The 16776-nt window shown below is 67.6% G+C and carries 17 protein-coding genes; 10 read left to right on the forward strand and 7 right to left on the reverse strand.

The features are described from left to right. The first annotated feature begins 101 nt into the window (after positions 1-101). Positions 102-1925: a carbon starvation CstA family protein gene (locus DU502_RS00630; RefSeq protein WP_121921193.1), complete on the forward strand. Its 1824-nt coding sequence runs from the start codon at positions 102-104 to the stop codon at positions 1923-1925. Here DU502_RS00630 and DU502_RS00635 read toward each other — a convergent pair. From DU502_RS00635 to DU502_RS00645, 3 genes are all read right to left on the reverse strand, one after another. Continuing rightward, positions 1922-2593 carry a DUF6517 family protein gene (locus tag DU502_RS00635; RefSeq protein ID WP_124896984.1) on the reverse strand — a complete coding sequence of 224 codons (672 nt, stop codon included), beginning with the start codon at positions 2591-2593 and terminating at the stop codon, positions 1922-1924. The two genes, DU502_RS00630 and DU502_RS00635, sit on opposite strands and share 4 nt — an antisense overlap. A gap of 79 nt (positions 2594-2672) precedes the next feature. Further along, the gene (locus DU502_RS00640) at positions 2673-3329 is read right to left on the reverse strand and encodes a hypothetical protein (RefSeq protein ID WP_166033595.1); all 657 of its coding nucleotides are present in this window, start codon (positions 3327-3329) and stop codon (positions 2673-2675) included. Next, positions 3326-3697 (reverse strand): cupin domain-containing protein, encoded by a 372-nt coding sequence (locus DU502_RS00645; RefSeq protein WP_121921191.1) that lies wholly within the window; start codon positions 3695-3697, stop codon positions 3326-3328. The genes DU502_RS00640 and DU502_RS00645 overlap by 4 nt, the downstream gene beginning before the upstream one ends. Positions 3698-3799: 102 nt before the next feature. Between DU502_RS00645 and DU502_RS00650 the strand changes: the two genes are divergently transcribed. The 4 genes from DU502_RS00650 to DU502_RS00665 all read left to right on the forward strand — a co-directional run bounded on the left by DU502_RS00650 (position 3800) and on the right by DU502_RS00665 (position 7539). Next, entirely contained in the window at positions 3800-4021 is a 222-nt protein-coding gene (locus DU502_RS00650) for a hypothetical protein (RefSeq protein ID WP_121921190.1), read from the forward strand. A gap of 45 nt (positions 4022-4066) precedes the next feature. Continuing rightward, entirely contained in the window at positions 4067-4753 is a 687-nt protein-coding gene (locus DU502_RS00655; RefSeq protein ID WP_121921189.1) for a DUF5828 family protein, read from the forward strand. A gap of 38 nt (positions 4754-4791) precedes the next feature. Further along, positions 4792-5034, forward strand: a complete 243-nt coding sequence (locus tag DU502_RS00660) for a ferredoxin (RefSeq protein ID WP_121921188.1) — start codon at positions 4792-4794, stop codon at positions 5032-5034. Positions 5035-5109: 75 nt separating this feature from the next. Then, positions 5110-7539, forward strand: coding sequence for a DEAD/DEAH box helicase (locus tag DU502_RS00665; RefSeq protein ID WP_121921187.1), 2430 nt, complete (start codon positions 5110-5112; stop codon positions 7537-7539). Here DU502_RS00665 and DU502_RS00670 read toward each other — a convergent pair. After that, on the reverse strand, positions 7536-8102 hold the full coding sequence (locus DU502_RS00670; protein ID WP_121921186.1) for an Sjogren's syndrome/scleroderma autoantigen 1 family protein: 567 nt from the start codon (positions 8100-8102) through the stop codon (positions 7536-7538). The two genes, DU502_RS00665 and DU502_RS00670, sit on opposite strands and share 4 nt — an antisense overlap. Before the next feature lie 147 nt (positions 8103-8249). Here DU502_RS00670 and mdh point away from each other — a divergent pair, with 147 nt between their 5' ends. Next, positions 8250-9164 carry a malate dehydrogenase gene (gene mdh, locus DU502_RS00675; RefSeq protein ID WP_121921185.1) on the forward strand — a complete coding sequence of 305 codons (915 nt, stop codon included), beginning with the start codon at positions 8250-8252 and terminating at the stop codon, positions 9162-9164. 141 nt (positions 9165-9305) lie between these two features. Here the strand turns inward: mdh and DU502_RS00680 are convergent, their stop codons facing one another. Beyond that, positions 9306-11042, reverse strand: coding sequence for an excinuclease ABC subunit C (locus DU502_RS00680; protein ID WP_121921184.1), 1737 nt, complete (start codon positions 11040-11042; stop codon positions 9306-9308). Between the two features lie 110 nt (positions 11043-11152). On the opposite strand from DU502_RS00680, the gene DU502_RS00685 reads away from it, so the two are divergent. From DU502_RS00685 to DU502_RS00700, 4 genes are all read left to right on the forward strand, one after another. Next, on the forward strand, positions 11153-12709 hold the full coding sequence (locus DU502_RS00685; RefSeq protein ID WP_241966823.1) for a methyl-accepting chemotaxis protein: 1557 nt from the start codon (positions 11153-11155) through the stop codon (positions 12707-12709). Between the two features lie 41 nt (positions 12710-12750). Then, positions 12751-13017: a hypothetical protein gene (locus DU502_RS00690; protein ID WP_121921183.1), complete on the forward strand. Its 267-nt coding sequence runs from the start codon at positions 12751-12753 to the stop codon at positions 13015-13017. Between the two features lie 62 nt (positions 13018-13079). Then, a complete protein-coding gene (locus tag DU502_RS00695) occupies positions 13080-13994 on the forward strand; it encodes an ABC transporter ATP-binding protein (protein ID WP_121921182.1) in 915 nt (304 codons plus the stop codon). Further along, positions 13991-14815, forward strand: coding sequence for an ABC transporter permease subunit (locus DU502_RS00700; RefSeq protein WP_121921181.1), 825 nt, complete (start codon positions 13991-13993; stop codon positions 14813-14815). Before DU502_RS00695 ends, DU502_RS00700 begins: the two co-directional genes overlap by 4 nt. Before the next feature lie 4 nt (positions 14816-14819). Here DU502_RS00700 and DU502_RS00705 read toward each other — a convergent pair whose 3' ends face one another. Together DU502_RS00705 and DU502_RS00710 are read right to left on the reverse strand one after the other, a co-directional pair. Further along, on the reverse strand, positions 14820-15932 hold the full coding sequence (locus DU502_RS00705; protein ID WP_121921180.1) for a pyridoxal-phosphate-dependent aminotransferase family protein: 1113 nt from the start codon (positions 15930-15932) through the stop codon (positions 14820-14822). Positions 15933-16024: 92 nt separating this feature from the next. Beyond that, entirely contained in the window at positions 16025-16681 is a 657-nt protein-coding gene (locus tag DU502_RS00710) for a hypothetical protein (RefSeq protein ID WP_121921179.1), read from the reverse strand. Between the last annotated feature and the right edge of the window lie 95 nt (positions 16682-16776).

A 16776-nucleotide genomic window follows, 5' to 3' on the forward strand; every position in this document is an offset into this window, starting at 1 on the left:
GGGTTTTTGACACGCTCGCGCCCCGGGCCCGTGCGTGTCGGGTGGGCAGATGCCCAACGTTTAAGTAATAATTTTTCGTGATTCCACATTGGGTCACACACATGGTACAGGCTATTACAGTGGTGGTTCTCACGCTCGTGTCGTTCACGGCCGCGTATCTTGGGTACTCACGGTACCTCGCACAGTTCGTCGACCTGGACGACGAGCGGGAGACGCCAGCACACAAGTATCAGGACGGACAGGAGTACGTCCCGTCCAAGAAGCCGGTGTTGTTGGGGCATCACTATTCGAGTATCGCAGGCGGGGCGCCGATCGTCGGCCCGATCACGGCGACGGTCGTCTGGGGATGGGTGCCGGCGTTCCTGTGGGTGGCAATCGGGAACCCGCTCTTTGGCTCCGTCCACGACTTCATGGCGCTGACATCGAGTATGCGCCACGAAGGGAAGTCGATCGGGTACATCATCGGGGAGTACGTCGGCGAACGCGGCAAGGATATGATCCTCTGGTTCGCGTTCCTGACGATCATCCTCGTCGTGGCGGTGTTCGCGCTGGTGATCGCGCTGGTGTTCAACGCGTATCCCCAGGCCGCGACGGCGTCACTCGTCTACATCGCCCTCGCACTCGTGTTCGGGGTGTATCTCTACCAGTTGGACCTGCCCTTCCTGCCGGGGACGCTCACGTTCATCGCGGCCGTCTTCGCCGGCGTCTGGGTCGGCGTCCAGTACCCCCTCGCGCTGGTGCCGGGCGACTACCCCGCGGGGACCATCGTCCTCCTAGCAGGGAGCCCGCTCCCACCCGTGCTGGGCAGTGTCAACATCGCGACGTGGATTCCGGTGATCCTCGTCTACGGCTTCATCGCCAGCGTCCTGCCCGTCTGGGTGCTGCTCCAGCCGCGTGACTTCCTCACGTCGAGCCTGCTGTACGCGGGCGTCGGCGGGACGTTGCTGGCCGTCATCGTCGGCACGTTCACCGGCGGCGCGTCCCAGTTAGTCATCGACGTGCCCGCCTACGCCGGCTTCTGGGGCGGCGCACTGGTGGACACGACCTTGCCGCTGTTCCCACTGCTTTTCGTCACCATCGCCTGCGGGACGATCAGTGGGTTCCACTCGCTGGTCTCCTCTGGGACGACGGCGAAACAGCTGGACAAAGAGTCCGACGCGCGGACCATCGGCTACGGCGGCATGCTCGGGGAGGGCCTGCTCGCGACGGTGGCCATCGTCACCGTCGCGGTGTACGCCGAGGTGCCGACCGGCGGCGGCATCGGCCTCGCCCTGCCCAACTTCGCGTCCGGTGGTGGGCTCATCCTCAACGTCGGCTTCGGCATCTCCGAGGCCATCGCCGCGCCGTTCATGGGCCTCGTGCTCGTGAGTTTCCTGCTCACCAGCACCGACACGGCGGTGCGACTCGGCCGCTACATGGTCGAGGAACTCGTCGGGACGCCCGAGACGCAGGTACAGGAAGTCGCCGCCAACCGCTACGTCAACGCCTTCCTGCAGGTGGCGCCGGCGTACGTCCTCGTCGCCTCCGGCCGGTGGGCCGACCTCTGGCCGCTCTTTGGCGGCGCGAACCAGACGCTCGCGGCGCTCGCGCTCCTCGTCGCGACCATCTGGCTCGCCAACTGGGACGACCAGAAACAGCTCATCTCGACCGGCGCGCCGATGGCGTTCATGCTGGTCATCACGACGACGGCGCTGCTGTATCTGGCGCTGTATCAGAACCTGTACCAGAAGTTCGTTCAGGGCAACTGGGCCGGCGGCGGGACGACCATCGAGATGGCCTCTGCGGGGGTCCAGATCGTCATCGCGCTGGTGTTGATCTGGCTGGCCCTCTCGCTGGCCTACATGGGCATCAACAACATCCGCAAAGCCCGCGGCACGGGCGCAGCCGTCGCCGACGGCGGCGAACCCGCGGAGACGGACGACTAATCGCGACGCGGCGACTCCGTTTTTTCGTGACGCACTGCCTCGACCAGTCGGACTAGCGGCGCATCCCGTCCCCGTGGCGTCACGACGGCGGCCGTCACGTAGTCGTCGCCGTGAGCGACGGTGACGACGGCCGCAGTGACGGGCCGGTCGGTGCCGTTGGCGGTCGCCATCCCCTCGTACTGCGTGAGCGTCGCGTCGGTACCCAGTAGCGTCACGGATCGCTGGCCCGTCTGCGAGAGGTCACGCACGTCGTACACCGTCTGGGCGCGCGTGAGCACGTCGGCGGTCGACAGCCCGGTGGCCGGATTCTTTCGCAGATCGGCGTTCTCGAACGGTTGGACGGCGGGGACGGCGTAGAGTCCGACGACCACGGAGCCGTCGGGCGTGGCTCGGCCGTACACCCGGCGGGCGGTCGTCGCGCGCACGTCACGGGTGGTCTGTAAGGTCACGTCACCCTCGATCCGGGCCGTGATCGTCGTGTTCAGGGGCGGGGTGTCGGCGTGGCGTTCGGTGTAGCCGGTCGCGTCGAGTGTCGCCGGGTCGAGGGTTGCGGGGGTGGCCGTGGCGCGGAGCGGGGGGTCGTCGGTCGGTGTCCCGTCGCCGCCGCCCGCACAGCCTGCAGCGAGGACGAGAACGAGCACGCCAAGTGTCACCGCGAGCCGAGGCATACGAGTTACTCGTCGGGCGCGATCCTTCAGTGACGTGTCGGTCGTGCGCGAGTAGCGGACGACCGTCTCGTGCGCCGCGTCAGCCGAGCAACCGGCGTTTGAGCCGTTCGAGCGGGCCGGGTGGCGTGGTGTCGATCGGTTCCCACACGGTGAGTGCGTCGCCCACGTCGGCACGCTCGCTCGTCACGACGGCTTCCCGGTCAGGCGCGACGACCGCGAGATGGATCTCGTAGTAACCGTTGTAGCCGTACTTGAGCATCGTGCGGTCGCGGAACGACGAGACGAACGCGCGCACGTCGTCGGGAATCTCGGGGGCGACGACGACGAACGTGAACTCGGTGGCGTAATGTTCCTCGTCGGCTTCGATCCAGCGGTCCACGAGGTCGTTCGCGAGGGCGACGAGGCGTTCGAGTTCGGCCACTCGGATGCCCTCCGTCCGGCGAAGGAACAGATGCTCGTAGGATTCGTGGTGGCCGTAGGTGATCGCGGGGTGGAAGAACTTCTTCTGGGTGTGGATTTCGAGGCGGCCGTAGAGGTCGAACGCCTCGCCGTCGACCCAGTAGTCGCGGTCGAGGTCGTAGTTGTACATGAGGCGGTCGCTGACCCGGTCGACGTACTCGTCGTCCCACTCGGGGACGTCCTCGGGGATGTCGCCGGCGACATCCGGATCCGAGTCGTCGCTCTCGACGCCGGTCTCGACCTCGTGTTCGCCCTCCGGCGTGGCCTCGTCGCTCACGGTTCGTAGGGTTTGGCGTCGCCCTCGACCGGCGGCGCGCCGATGGCGATCACGTCGACGGCCTCGTCCGCATCCTCGGGGTTGTACGCGAACTGCGGACTCTCGGGCTCGACGGTGAGCAGGGTGTCGGGACCGGCCTCCAGCGTTCCCTCGGGCGTCTTCACGTGGAGCGTCCCGGAGAGGACGTAGAAGGCCTCCTCCTGCTCCTCGTGATAGTGGTACGCGAGCGGGAGTTCCTCGCCCGGCGCGGCCGTGTAGCGGTTGATCGCCATCTGGGAGAGGTTACCAAGCTCCGACAGCGACCGGCGCGTGCAGGGGCGGTCGGGGTCCGGCTCGACTTCGTCGGTGTCGACGACGTGGTAGCCCATACCCGTTCACTGTGCCGACGGGACAAAAAACGCGTCGTCACGCCCGCGAGAGTCACGCCCACGGCAAGCTTTAATCGGCTCGTGGCCGTACGCGTGGGTACGATGGGTGGCAAAGAAACCGAAGCGTGTGGCCGCTGTGCCATGAGTTCGGTCGTCGGCGTGACGGCCGAATCGGACGACGACGAGCGGGAGCGCGACCCGTTCGCCGGCGACCGGATCGAGGTCGACGAGCGGCAACTCAAAGCCGTCTCGCCGGCCGCGTGGCTCGGCCGCGTCAAGCGTCGGATCGACGACTACGCGACCCGGCTCACGTACGGCCGGTAGCACGGAACCGTTTTGTACGCCGACACCGTGGGAGCCTGACAAGCGATGGAAGAGAGCGTGTCCGGTTTCAAACGCCGGGGAACGTGGGCGGAAATCGTCGAACACGGCGAGCGGATCACGCGCGCACTCCGCGACGCCGGCGCCGAAGGCGAGGCGTTCGAGGAGTGGGACGAGTGGCGTCCCAAGTCCCACGAACGGCTCGGCGAGGACGTGAACGAAAAGACCGCCGAGCAGGCGAGCGTCAGCGAGGGTGAAGGGGAGAAAGCGGGGAAAGAACCCGACGAGGACCTGCGAACCGCCGGCGAGAAACTCTCCGAATCCTACAAACGCGTCGAGGAGGGCGACAACGAAGGGGCCGTCGAGCGCTGGCAGGACTCGATCAACTACGTCGCCCGCGCCGCCGACTCCGCCGGCCGGAAGGCGCTCCGAGCCGTCGAGGACACCGTCTACCGCAAGGTGATGACCCAGCTCGCGCCCTACTACTTCGACAACGAACTCGTGAGCGCGAACGTCCAGAAGACGGCTCGCGGCGGCGACGAGGATCAGTTCATCTTCGAGGTGAACGTCAACGACGACGACCTCAAGACGGCCGTGAGCGACCGACTTGCCGACTACGAGGACGCCGTCGACCGCTGGCACGTCGACACTGAGAAGGAGACCGAGGTGGCCGAAGTCGTCGAAGGTGTCGAGCCCCCGCCGAACGGCGGCGACTCGAAGTCGACGACGAACTGAACACCACACCTTTCTCGCCGCCCCGTCTACGTCCGTTCATGCACGTCGAATTCGACCGCGACACCTGCATCGGGATGTTTCAGTGTGTCGACGAGTGGGACGCATTCGAGGAGAACCGGGACGACGGGAAGGCCGACCTGCAGGGGAGCGAGGAGACCGAACCGGACCTGTTCGTCCGCGAGGTGCCCGAGGACGCGGAGCTGGACGCGGAGTTCGCCGCCCGCACCTGCCCCGTCGACGCCATCCGCCTGTACGACGACGACGGCGAGCAGATCGTCTGAGACCAGTTCCCCGTCCGGCTTCACTTTCACCACGCTTCGCCAACCCTTAACCACGCCGCCGCCCAAGCACGGCCGATGGCGGCCACCGACGAGGACGCGTACGTCGAGCACCCCTTGCTCGAACCCGGATTTATCGAGCGGCGTCGCTACCAGATGGAGCTCGCGTCCGATGCGCGCGACGCCCACACGCTCGTCTGTCTCCCGACCGGACTCGGCAAGACGACGGTGAGCCTGCTCGTGACCGCCGAACGGTTGCACGAAATCGGTGGGACAGCGCTCTTTCTCGCGCCGACCAAACCGCTGGTCCAACAGCACGCCGACTTCTACCGCGAGGCGCTCACCATCCCCGACGACGAGATTACGGTCTTCACCGGCGAGGTGCGCCCGGACGACCGGGCGGCGCTGTGGGAAGACAGCCGCATCGTCATCGCGACGCCGCAGGTGGTCGAGAACGACCTGATCGGCGGCCGCATCTCGCTTTCGGACGTGACCCACCTCACCTTCGACGAGTGTCACCGCGCGACCGGCGACTACGCCTACGTCTACATCGCGGAGCGCTACCACGCCGACGCCGAATCGCCGCTCGTGACGGGGATGAGCGCCTCGCCCGGCGGCGACGAGGAGGCGATTCTCACTGTCTGCGAGAACCTCGGCCTCTCGGAGGTGGCGGTGATGACCGAGGACGACGCCGACGTGGCGGAATACACTCACGACACGGAGGTGGAGTGGGAGCGGGTGACTTTGCCCGATCCTGTCCTGGAGATTCGGGACGCGATCAACGAGGTGATCAAAGACCGGCTGGAGCAACTGAAAGAACTCGGCGTCACGAACACGACGAGTCCCGACCTCTCCCAGCGCGACCTGAACAAGATGCGCGGGCAGTTACAGGACCTCATCGACGCCGACCAGTCGGAGGGGTACGAGGGGATGTCGATCCACGCCGAGGTGATGAAACTGCGGCGCGCGGTCGAACTCGCGGAGACGCAGTCCGTCGAATCCCTGCGCCGCTACTTCGAACGCCAGCGCAACGCCGCTCGCGCCTCCGGCGCGTCGAAGGCGAGCCAGCGCCTCGTCTCCGAACCGAAGGTTCGGGAAGCGATGCGGAAAGCCGAGGCGTTCGACGACCTCCACCCCAAGTTCCGCCAGACGCGCGTCCTCCTCGCCCAGACGCTCGGCATCGGCGGCGGCGAGCGTGTCATCGTCTTCACCGAATCGCGCGACACTGCCGAGGCACTGACCGACTTCCTGAGCGAGAGTTTCGACGTGCGCCGGTTCGTCGGCCAGGGCGACAAGGAGGGCTCGGACGGCATGAGCCAGAAGGAACAGGGCGAGACGCTCGACGCCTTCCGGGCGGGCGAGTTCGAGGTGCTGGTCTCCACCTCCGTCGCGGAGGAGGGGCTCGACGTGCCCGAAGTCGACCTCGTCCTCTTTTACGAACCCGTCCCCACGGCGATCCGGTCGATCCAGCGGAAGGGTCGGACGGGGCGACAGGACGAGGGGCGCGTAGTCGTCCTCATGGCCGAGGACACCCGCGACGAGGCCTTCTTCTGGATCTCGCGGCGGCGCGAGCAGGAGATGGAAGACGAGTTGAAGGAACTGAAAGGCGTCGCGGAGGAAGTGGAGGCGGAACTCGACGACTCCCAGACGGCGCTGGATTCGTTCGACGGAGCCGGAACGGATACGGCGGCGACGGATGGCGCCGAAGCAGGCGCCGACGCGGCGGAGGCCGACGGCGGCGCGACGGCCCAGCCCGGCCTCGCCGAGTTCGGGACGCCGGACGACGCGGACGCCGAATCGGAGGACAGCCCCGACGACGACGCCGTCGTCGCCACCGCAGGCACGGACGACGAGGGCGACACCGTCGAAATCGTCGTCGACCAGCGGGAACTCGACTCGGCCATCGCCCGCGACCTCTCGACCCGCGAGGGGGTGGCGACGCGACTGGAGACGCTGGCGGTGGGCGACTACGTCGTCTCCGACCGCGTGGCCGTCGAGCGCAAGAGCGTGTCGGACTTCCTCGACACCCTCACCGGAAGCGACCGGTCGCTGTTCGAGCAAGTGGGTGACCTCGCGCGCCACTACGCCCGGCCGGTCGTGATCATCGAAGGCGGCGGCCTCTACGAGGAGCGCAACGTCCACCCGGACGCCATCCGTGGTGCGCTGGCGTCGCTCTCGGTCGATTTCGGCGTCAGCGTCCTGCGGACCGAGGACGAGAGGGACACCGCGGACCTCCTCGCCGTCCTCGCGGGCCGGGAGCAGACGACGCGGGACCGGTCCGTCAGCGTTCACGGCGAGAAGAGCGCCAAGACGCTGGCCGAACAGCAGGAGTACGTCGTCGGCGCCATCGCAGACATCGGCCCCGTGACGGCGCGGTCGCTTCTCGAACACTTCGGGAGTGTCGAGGCCGTGATGACGGCCCGCGAGGAGGACCTGTTGGCGGTCGACGGCGTGGGCGAGGTGACCGCCGACCGGATTCGGGACGTGGTGGGGAGCGAGTACCGTTAGCGATTCAGCGCCGCCAGCGTCTCCGCCGCCTCGCGCGCGGCGGCGAGCAACTCCTTGGCCCGCCGCGGATCATCGGTCTCCTCGGCCGCGCGGGTGTAGCGAGCGAGCGTCCGCGAGAGCGACGCGCGGATGTCGTCGAGGTCGGCGGTGTCGGCCGACGGTGACGGCCGAGTCGGCGGCTCTCGGGTGGGGCGAGGCTCTGCGGCGTCGGTCGGCGGTTCGCCGCCGGCGCTCGACGGGGCACGACGGTCGCGGGGCGCGTCCGGGGACGTGGGTGTGGCCTCGGCTGTCGACTCCGTGTCGGGGGTGGCCGCGTCGTCCGCCTCGGCTCCGTCCTCGGCGTCCGCGGCCGCTTCCTGATCGGCCGCCTGACACGTCGGACAGAACGTCTGGCCGTCGTACCGGAAGAGGGGGTCGCCACAGGTGTCGCAGTGGCTGTTGGTCATCGTCGCCCCTTTGAGTAGCAGTTCGCTCATGCGCTGGGTAGCCGCCCGCTTCTCCTGGTCCTGTTCGTACTTCTCCCGGAGTCGCTCGCGTTCGGCCTCCTCGTCGAACCCGCTCATGGATCGAGGAAGGCGGTCGAGGTCGAAAAAGCCCACGGGGTCGGGCCGAGGATTTTCGACACGAGTCGAACGGTCGTACGCCGACTGCGGGCCGAATTCGGGCCTTCCGAAGCGTTTAATCGGTGTCCGTCGCCATCGGTACGTGATATGACGAAAGTGAGCGTCATCGGCGCGGCGGGAACGGTAGGTGCCGCGGCAGGCTACAACATCGCGCTTCGGGACATCGCGGACGAACTCGTCTTCGTCGACATTCCGGACATGGAAGCCGAGACGGTCGGACAGGCGGCCGACGCGAACCACGGCATCGCCTACGACTCGAACACGGTCGTCCGGCAGGGCGGCTACGAGGCGACAGAGGGCTCCGACGTGGTGGTCATCACGGCGGGCATCCCCCGAAAACCGGGGCAGACCCGCATCGACCTTGCGGGCGACAACGCGCCGATCATGGAGGATATCGGCTCGTCGCTCGCGGAGTACAACGACGACTTCGTGTCGATCACTACCTCCAATCCGGTCGACCTGCTCAACCGTCACCTCTACGAGACGGGCGACCGCGACCGGCACGCCGTCATCGGTTTCGGCGGCCGCCTCGACTCCGCGCGCTTCCGCTACGTCCTCTCCCAGCGGTTCGACGCGCCCGTGCAGAACGTCGAGGCGACGATTCTCGGCGAACACGGCGACGCGCAGGTGCCCGTCTTCTCGAAGGTGCGAGTCGACGGCCGCGACCCCGAGTTCACCGCGGACGAACGCGAGGAGATCCTCGGCAACCTGCAGGAGTCCGCGATGGACGTCATCGAACGCAAGGGCGCGACGGAGTGGGGCCCGGCGACGGGTGTCGCCCACATGGTCGAGGCCGTCATCCGCGACACGGGCGAGGTCCTCCCCGGCAGCATCGTGCTCGACGGCGAGTTCGGCTACGAAGACACCGCCTTCGGCGTCCCCGTCAAACTCGGCTCGAACGGCGTCGAAGAAGTGGTGGAGTGGGACCTCGACGACTACGAGGCGGATCTGATGGACGACGCGGCCGAGAAACTGGGCGAACAGTACGACGAAATCGCCTGAGATTCAAATACGAACCCGCGGCCAGCCATCCCGTGACCTGAGTTCGGTCGCGGGGCGCTCGCGGGTGTGTGGCGCCACGCCCCGCGAGCGTGGCTACTGCCACGGAGCGGCGCGGCGAAAGCCGCGCCCGGCGCCACCTGTTCACAACCGTCGCGCCAGCGCGTCGGCCGTCTTCTCGCCGACGCCCTCCACATCCCGCAGATCCGCGACCGACGCCTCGCGCACATTCTCGACACTCCCGAACCGCCGGAGGAGTCGCCGGCGCGTCTCGGGACCGACGCCCGGCACCTCGTCGAGCGCCGTCGACACCTCGTCGCGGACGGCCCCGTGGTACTGGACCGCGAAGCGGTGGGCCTCGTCGCGCACCCGCTGGAGGAGATGAAGGTGGGATGCGTCGGCCGGCCAGTCGTGGACGCCGTCTGGCGTGATCACCCGCTCCTCGGCTTTCGCCAGCGCGATGGTGGGTACGTCCCACCCCGTCTCTCCGAGAGCGTCGCGGGCGGCAGCGAGTTGGCCGTCGCCGCCGTCGATCAGGAGGAGATCGGGATCGGGGCGGTCGTCCGTCCCGTCGACGGCGCGAGCGGCACGCCAGCGCACGAGTTCGCGCATGTTCGCGTAGTCGTCGTTGCGCTCGGTGAGTTTCTTCCGGCGGTAGGCCGACTTCTCGGCGCTCCCGTCGACGAAGCAGACGTTGCTCCCGACGACCGCCTTCCCGCCGGCGTGGCTCACGTCGAACCCCTCGATGCGCTCGGGCGGCGTGTCGAGGCCGAGTTCGTCGGCGAGGCGCGCGGCCGCGTCGTCGCCGCCCGTCCGTCGACGGGCGTTCTTCAGCGCGAGGTCGACCAGTTTCGCCTCGCGGCCGGCACCGGGGACGCGCACGGCGACGCCCTCGCTTTCCAGCCACGCGAGCACTTCGTCGTCGTCCGGGCGCTCCGAACACAGGATGGCGTCTGGCAACTCGCGGTCGGCGTAGTACTGCGGAACGAAGGCGGCGAGGAGAGCGCCGGCCCGGTCCTCGCCCTCGGGCGCGTCGAGTCGGTGCCGCGAGCGGTCGACGAGTTGCCCGCGCTCGCTGTGGAGACGGGCGACGGTCGCCCGGTCGCCTTCGACGACGGCGCCGAGCACGTCGACCGTCCGCTCGTCGGCGGGGGAAGCGACGGCGTCGCCGCCGGTGCCGTGGAAGGATTCGACCGTCTCCAGTCGATCCCGGAGGTTAGCGGCGCGCTCGAACGACTGCGCCTGTGCCGCGGCCTCCATCTCGCGGCGGAGCGGGTCGGCCAACACGCCCGTCTCTCCCTCGAAAAAGCGGACGGCTGCGCGCACGTCCTCGGCGTACGCCTCGGCGTCGATCTCGCCGGTACAGGGGGCGCTGCACAGCCCCATCTCGTAGTCGAGACAGGGACGGTCTCGCCCCCGATATTTGTGGTCGGAACACCCGCGGAGGCCGTACGTCTCCCGGAGCGCCTTCACGATCGTTTCGACGCGACCCTTGTCGGTGAAGGGGCCGAAGACCGTCGCCCCCTCGTCGGGGTCGCGTGTCACCTCGATCCGCGGGGCGTCGTGGGCGGTGAGTTGGACGAGCGGGTAGGACTTGTCGTCCTTGAGCCGGACGTTGTACCGTGGCTGGTGGCGCTTGATGAGGTTCGCCTCCAGCAGGAGCGCCTGCGTCTCGGTGTCGGTGACGGCCACGTCGATCCGGTCGGCGCGGTCGACCATCCGTCGGATGCGGTCGCTCCGCGGGTCGGCGTAGGAACGCACCCGGGCCCGGAGGTCGACTGCCTTGCCGACGTAGCGGACGCTGTCATCCTCGTAGAAGAGGTAGACGCCCGGATCGCGCGGCAGATCAGCCGCCCGGTCGCGCACCGCAGTCGCGTCCATCACCGATGCCGTAGCCGTCGCGCGCCAATGAGCCTGACGCGTTGCGCCGGCGTTTTCAGGCGTGAGAATCGCTAGCAACGGTTAAGAGGGGCGCTATCGACCGCTGGCGTATGAATCCTGGTCCCGAATCGCACGAATCGAAGCGCGCGGCCGGCGAGTCGCCGCATGCACTCGAATCGGACGGCGGTGTCGAGGCGGATGCCGTCGCTTTCGAGGAATCGGACGGTACCGACGCGGTAGAGCTGAACATCGACGACGACGTGCTCATCGACGGGGTCGGAATGCCCGTGTTCGTCCTCGGGCCGGAGGGTGCGGTAGTGGCGTGGAACCACAGCATCGAGCAGTTGACGGGGAACGGCGACGACGCCGCCATCGGCTCGACACGACCGAGTACGGTGTTTTACCCCGATGGCCGCGAGACGGAGATGCTGGCACAGACGGTGCTCGACGCGCCGGCATCCGCCGACGACCGTGACGGCGTCGAACTCGAAGACGAGACGCTCTCGCTGTACGCGATGGAGGAGACGATGACCGACCGGCAGGGCGAGACCAGGCATCTCCGCCATACGTCGATGCCGCTGTACGAAGACGGCGAGTTCGTCGGCGCCATTCAGGCGATTCGGGACCGGACAGCGGAGGTGAGACGGCAGGAGGCCGTCGCGGATCTCGTCGACGAGGTCCGGGGGACGCTCCACGAACTCGCGGAGGGGCGTCTCGGCGCTCGGGCGGCGTTCGACGCCGACGAACGCGAAGTCGACGACCGTCTCGCGGAAGTCGTGACGGAGTTGAACCGAACCGCGGCGGAGTTCGAACACCTCACCGAACAGGTCGACGACGAGACGCAGTCGCTGGCGGGGGCTATCGACCGCACCGCATCGGCGGCGGACGCCATCGCCGAGAACGTCGACGAGCAAAACGACCTGCTCGCGGAAGGGGCCGACGAGATGCAGTCGTTCAGCGCGAGCATCGAGGAAGTCGCGGCGACGACGGACGAGGTGGAAACGGCGGCGAGCGAGGCCCGGACAGCGGCGGCGGAGGGTCTGGACGCGAGCGAGGACGCCCGCGAGGCGACCGAGAGCGTCGTCGACGTGGGTGAGGAACTCGTCCACGACGTGACCGCCCTCGGGGAGCGGATGGACGACATCGAAGCGGTCGTGGAAGTGATTTCGGAAGTGGCGGACCAGACGAACTTGCTCGCGCTCAACGCCAACATCGAGGCGGCGCGGGCGGGCGAGGACGGCGACGGCTTCGCCGTCGTCGCGGACGAGGTGAAGTCGCTGGCCGAACAGACCCACGACCACACCGAGTCGATCACCGACGACATCCAGGCGCTCCAGGCTCAGACGGGCGACACGGTCGACGCGGCGACCCACTCGGTCGAGCGAATCGACGAGGCGAGCGACCGGATCGGAGCGGTGCTGGAGACGTTCGACGACATCGCCTCGACGATCGAACAGGTCGCGAACGGCGTCGCGGAAGTGTCGCGCACGGCGGACGATCAGGCGGCGACGGCCGAGGAACTGACGGCGACGATAGAGAACCTCCGGGATCGGGCGGAGGAGACGGCGACAGCGGCGGATCGGATCGTCGCCGCCGCCGACGAGGCCGGCGACGCTGTCGGGGAACTCGAACGGAGCGTGGCCGAACTCCGGGCGGACGGACAGTGAGGAGGGCGAGGGTATAACACTCGGCGCGTCGATGCCCGGACATGGCCGAGACGGAACGACTCTGGCTGGTCGAGCGCACCTACGACGACAAGGGACTCATCTCGCTCGCGTACGCGACGACCGACGGCGAGTCGGTCCGCCGGATCGAACGAGCGCCCATCGCCGTCGAGCGGTCCGGCGGCGTCACCGCAGCCGTCGACACCGAACCGGACGCCCTCGAACCGGTCGCGGACGCAGACCTGCGCGAGCGATACGCGACGGAAGCAACACGGATGGCGGAGCGCCACGACCCCGACGAGACGGTGTGATCGGGACGACGGCGGCGTCCGACACCTAAACCCTTTAACCGAGACTGGACCAACGGGTTTCCATGGTCGCAATCGAACTCGACGGCGTGACGAAACGCTTCGGCGACGTCACGGCCGTCTCGGACCTCGACCTCACGGTCCCCGAGGGCGAGGTGTTCGGCTTTCTTGGGCCGAACGGTGCGGGGAAGTCGACGACGATCAACATGTTGCTCGATTTCGTCCGCCCGACCAGCGGCGACGTACGGGTCCTCGGCATGGACGCGGGCACCGAGAGCGTCGCGGTGCGCCGTCGAACCGGCGTGTTGCCCGAAGGCTACGACGTGTACCACCGCCTCACCGGGCGCAAACACGTCGAGTTCGCCATGCGCTCGAAGGAAGTCGACGGCGATCCCGACGCTGTGTTAGAGCGAGTGGGCATCGCCGACGCCGCCGACCGGAAGGCCGACGGCTACTCCAAAGGGATGCGCCAGCGACTCGTCCTCGGCATGGCGCTGGTCGGTGATCCCGACCTGTTGATCCTCGACGAGCCCTCCTCCGGTCTGGATCCGGGCGGCGCCCGCGAGATGCGCGACATCGTCCGCGAGGAGGCAGAACGTGGCACGACCGTCTTCTTCTCCAGTCACGTCCTCGGGCAGGTCGAGGCGGTGTGTGACCGCGTGGGCATCATGCGCGAGGGCGAACTCGTCGCCGAGGATAGCATCGAAGGCCTGCGCGACGCCGTCGAGGGCGGCGAGACGCTGGTCATCACCGTCGACGCCGCGAGCGAGGAGGATCTGGAGGCGGTCAGAGCGCTCGACGGCGTGTCGAACGCGGCAACCGACGGCGGAACGGTGACGGTTACCTGTGACCCCGACGCCAAGACCTCGGTCATCGGGGCGCTCGAAGACGAGGGGGTCACCGTCAAGGATTTCCAGACGGAGGAAACGTCGCTCGAGGACCTGTTTCTCGCCTACACGGAAGGGGAGGTGTCGGCATGACGTGGACGGCGGTAGCCCGCAAGGACTTCGAGGACGCCATCCGCTCGCGGTGGGTGGCGGTCCTTTCGGCGCTGTTCGTGCTTCTCGTGTCGGCCGCGGCGTATCTGGTCCGCCCCGCGCCGGGCGAGACCATCAGTTCGAACCAGATCCTCAACTCGCTGTTCGTCCGTGACGCGCTGGTGACGACGCTCGTGCCCCTGATCGCGCTGATCGTCGCGTACAACGCCATCGTCGGGGAGCGGGAGTCGGGGTCGCTGAAGCTCCTGCTCTCGCTCCCGCACTCACGAGCGGACGTGGTGTTCGGGAAGGTGATCGGCCGGTCGGGCGCCATCGCGGCCCCCATCGCCGTCGGCTTCCTCCTGCCGGCGCTGATCTTCCTCGTCGTGCCAGCAGTGAACTTCGACGTGCTCTCGTATCTCGGCTACACCCTGCTGACGGCGGTTCTCGCCGTCTGCTTCGTCAGCATCGCGGTCGGATTCTCCACCGCCGCGGCGTCGAGCCGTCGGGCCATCGCCGGCGCCATCGGCATCTACTTCCTGTTCGTCCCGCTGTGGGGCGCGGTGCGCTTCCCCCTCCAGTTCTATCTGGGGATGGGCGGCGGGCCGTCGTGGCTCCCGCTGTCGGGCCAGCAGGTGTTGCGGATGCTCACACTCATCAACCCGACGGGCTCGTTCAAGACCGTCTCGAACGCGTTCATGCAGGGCGCGCTCTACACGCAGGGTGACGTGAACATGCAGGTGTCCGCGACGCTCATGCTGGTGGTGTGGATTCTCGTGCCCCCGCTCCTGGGGCTGCTGTGGTTCCAGGAAGCGGACCTCTGATCCCTTACAGCCCCGCCACGTCCTCGATAGCGTCGGTCAGCGCCTCGATGCTCTCGACGGTGTGTTCGCCCATGTGACCGATACGGAACGTCTGCTCCCCCAGCGAGGACCCGTAGCCGTTCGAGAAGACCATGTCGTACTTTTCGGACACGGCGTCGATGGTCGCCGCCACGTCGATACCCTGCGTGTTCTCGATACAGCTCACGGTCTGTGACTCGTAGCCCGCCTCGGGGAACATATCGAAGTGTTCGCGTGCCCACTCGCGGGTGTACTCGGCCATCTCGCGGTGGCGCTCGTCGCGAGCGTCGTGCCCCTCGTCGAGCATGTGTTTCATCTGCTGACGGTAGGCGAGCATGATGGGGATGGCGGGCGTGGAGTGGGTCTGCCCCTTCCGGTCGTAGTAGTCGAGACAGCGCTGGAAACCGCCGTACCACGACGCGGAATCCTTCTCGCATTCGCGCTGGTAGGCGTCCTCGCTGACGACACAGACGGCGAGGCCGGGCGGCATGGCGAAGGCCTTCTGGGTCGACGCGAAGATCACGTCGATGTCGTGGGCGTCGACATCGATGTAGTCGCCGCCGAGCGCCGACACCGCGTCGACGACGAAGTAGGTGTCCGGATACTCGGCTACCACGTCACCGATCTCCTCGATCGGGTTGCGCACGCCGGTCGAACTCTCGTTCATGACGCAGGTGACCACGTCGTACTCGGCGTCGCTGGCTTCGAGCGCCTCCCGAACGTCCTCGGGCTTGACTGCCTTGCCCCAGTCGTATTCGAGACGGTCCACGTCCTTGCCCAGTCGCTCGGCGACGTTGGCGTGGCGCTCGCTGAAACTGCCGCAGGTCGGCACGAGCATCCGGTCGTCGACGAGGTTGAGCGTCGATGCCTCCCAGAACTCCGTGCCGGAGGCGGTGAGGACGATCACGTCGTTGTCGGTGCCGAGGAAGTCCTTCGTGTCCTCGACGATAGTGGTGTAGAGGTCCGTCATCCGGTCCATCCGGTGACCGAACATCGGCTCGCACATCGCCTCGATGACGTCCTCGCGCACCTCGGTCGGGCCGGGGATGTAGAGGGTCTTGTCGGGGTAGTCGCCCGTGTACTCGCGTTTCTTCGTCATGGAACCACCTGGGTACGGGCTAGCGGGGGGCGAGACGGCATGGTCCTTTTGATGCCAGGCAGGCGGCATCTCACCGGATGCGATCGGCCGAATCAGTCGGCCACGGCCGCGAGGTTGGCGGCGAGGCCGCTGAACAGCAGAAGGACCGTCACGCCGAGGTTCGCGGCGTCGTTGGCGAAGACGGCCGGGACCAGCGCGATCTGGTCGGCGAACCCGTGGAGCACGCCGCCGATGATGAGCGTGACGCCGACGAGGCCGAGGATGAGGCTACCGATGGTCCCGAACCGGTGTTGCGTGTCGTCGGTGGGAGTCGCGTCTTCGATGGCCTCGTGAACCGTCTCGCGGATGCTGTCGCTGACGTACTCCTGGAGCGTCCGCTCCTTCTCGTCGAGTTCCTCGGCCCGCAGCTCGAGCTCGCGTTCGCGCTCCTCGATGGCCACTTCCCGGTCGTCGAGTTCCGCCTCACGTTCCTCGATCCGCTGTGCCCGCCGGTCGAGTTCCGCCTCGCGTTCGTCGAGTTGCTGGCTTCGATTCCGGAGTTCGCGCTCGCGTTCGTTCAGTTCGGCCTCGCGCTCGTCCAGTTCGTCGGCGAAGTCCGCGAGGCCGCGCTTGCGCTGGGCTAACTCCCGTTGTTTGGCTTCGAGACGCTCCGCTTCGGACAGCTCCGTTTTGGGCGTCTCCGTGTCGAGACGGTCGTCGTCCGCCGGATCGACGGGGTCGGCGTCGGAGAACGGATCGTCGTCGTTCATGCTAGATAATTCCACTCACGACATAAATATTGTCGTACCAACATTTCTGTCGCCAGCCGTGGAGACGGCGACGAGGCTGCCCACCCAGACCGGTA

The organism is Haloplanus aerogenes, from assembly GCF_003856835.1.
GTDB classification, from domain to species: domain Archaea; phylum Halobacteriota; class Halobacteria; order Halobacteriales; family Haloferacaceae; genus Haloplanus; species Haloplanus aerogenes.

Excerpts from the sequence above, each read along its gene's own strand:
- DU502_RS00660 (WP_121921188.1), top strand. The coding sequence starts at position 4,792 with ATGCACGTCGAATTCGACCGCGACACCTGCATCGGGATGTTTCAGTGT.
- DU502_RS00650 (WP_121921190.1), top strand. The coding sequence starts at position 3,800 with ATGGGTGGCAAAGAAACCGAAGCGTGTGGCCGCTGTGCCATGAGTTCG.
- DU502_RS00635 (WP_124896984.1), bottom strand. The coding sequence starts at position 2,593 with ATGCCTCGGCTCGCGGTGACACTTGGCGTGCTCGTTCTCGTCCTCGCT.
- DU502_RS00710 (WP_121921179.1), bottom strand. The coding sequence starts at position 16,681 with ATGAACGACGACGATCCGTTCTCCGACGCCGACCCCGTCGATCCGGCG.
- DU502_RS00685 (WP_241966823.1), top strand. The coding sequence starts at position 11,153 with ATGAATCCTGGTCCCGAATCGCACGAATCGAAGCGCGCGGCCGGCGAG.
- DU502_RS00695 (WP_121921182.1), top strand. The coding sequence starts at position 13,080 with ATGGTCGCAATCGAACTCGACGGCGTGACGAAACGCTTCGGCGACGTC.
- DU502_RS00680 (WP_121921184.1), bottom strand. The coding sequence starts at position 11,042 with ATGGACGCGACTGCGGTGCGCGACCGGGCGGCTGATCTGCCGCGCGAT.
- DU502_RS00700 (WP_121921181.1), top strand. The coding sequence starts at position 13,991 with ATGACGTGGACGGCGGTAGCCCGCAAGGACTTCGAGGACGCCATCCGC.
- DU502_RS00630 (WP_121921193.1), top strand. The coding sequence starts at position 102 with ATGGTACAGGCTATTACAGTGGTGGTTCTCACGCTCGTGTCGTTCACG.
- DU502_RS00655 (WP_121921189.1), top strand. The coding sequence starts at position 4,067 with ATGGAAGAGAGCGTGTCCGGTTTCAAACGCCGGGGAACGTGGGCGGAA.
- DU502_RS00705 (WP_121921180.1), bottom strand. The coding sequence starts at position 15,932 with ATGACGAAGAAACGCGAGTACACGGGCGACTACCCCGACAAGACCCTC.
- DU502_RS00670 (WP_121921186.1), bottom strand. The coding sequence starts at position 8,102 with ATGAGCGGGTTCGACGAGGAGGCCGAACGCGAGCGACTCCGGGAGAAG.
- DU502_RS00665 (WP_121921187.1), top strand. The coding sequence starts at position 5,110 with ATGGCGGCCACCGACGAGGACGCGTACGTCGAGCACCCCTTGCTCGAA.
- DU502_RS00645 (WP_121921191.1), bottom strand. The coding sequence starts at position 3,697 with ATGGGCTACCACGTCGTCGACACCGACGAAGTCGAGCCGGACCCCGAC.
- mdh (WP_121921185.1), top strand. The coding sequence starts at position 8,250 with ATGACGAAAGTGAGCGTCATCGGCGCGGCGGGAACGGTAGGTGCCGCG.
- DU502_RS00690 (WP_121921183.1), top strand. The coding sequence starts at position 12,751 with ATGGCCGAGACGGAACGACTCTGGCTGGTCGAGCGCACCTACGACGAC.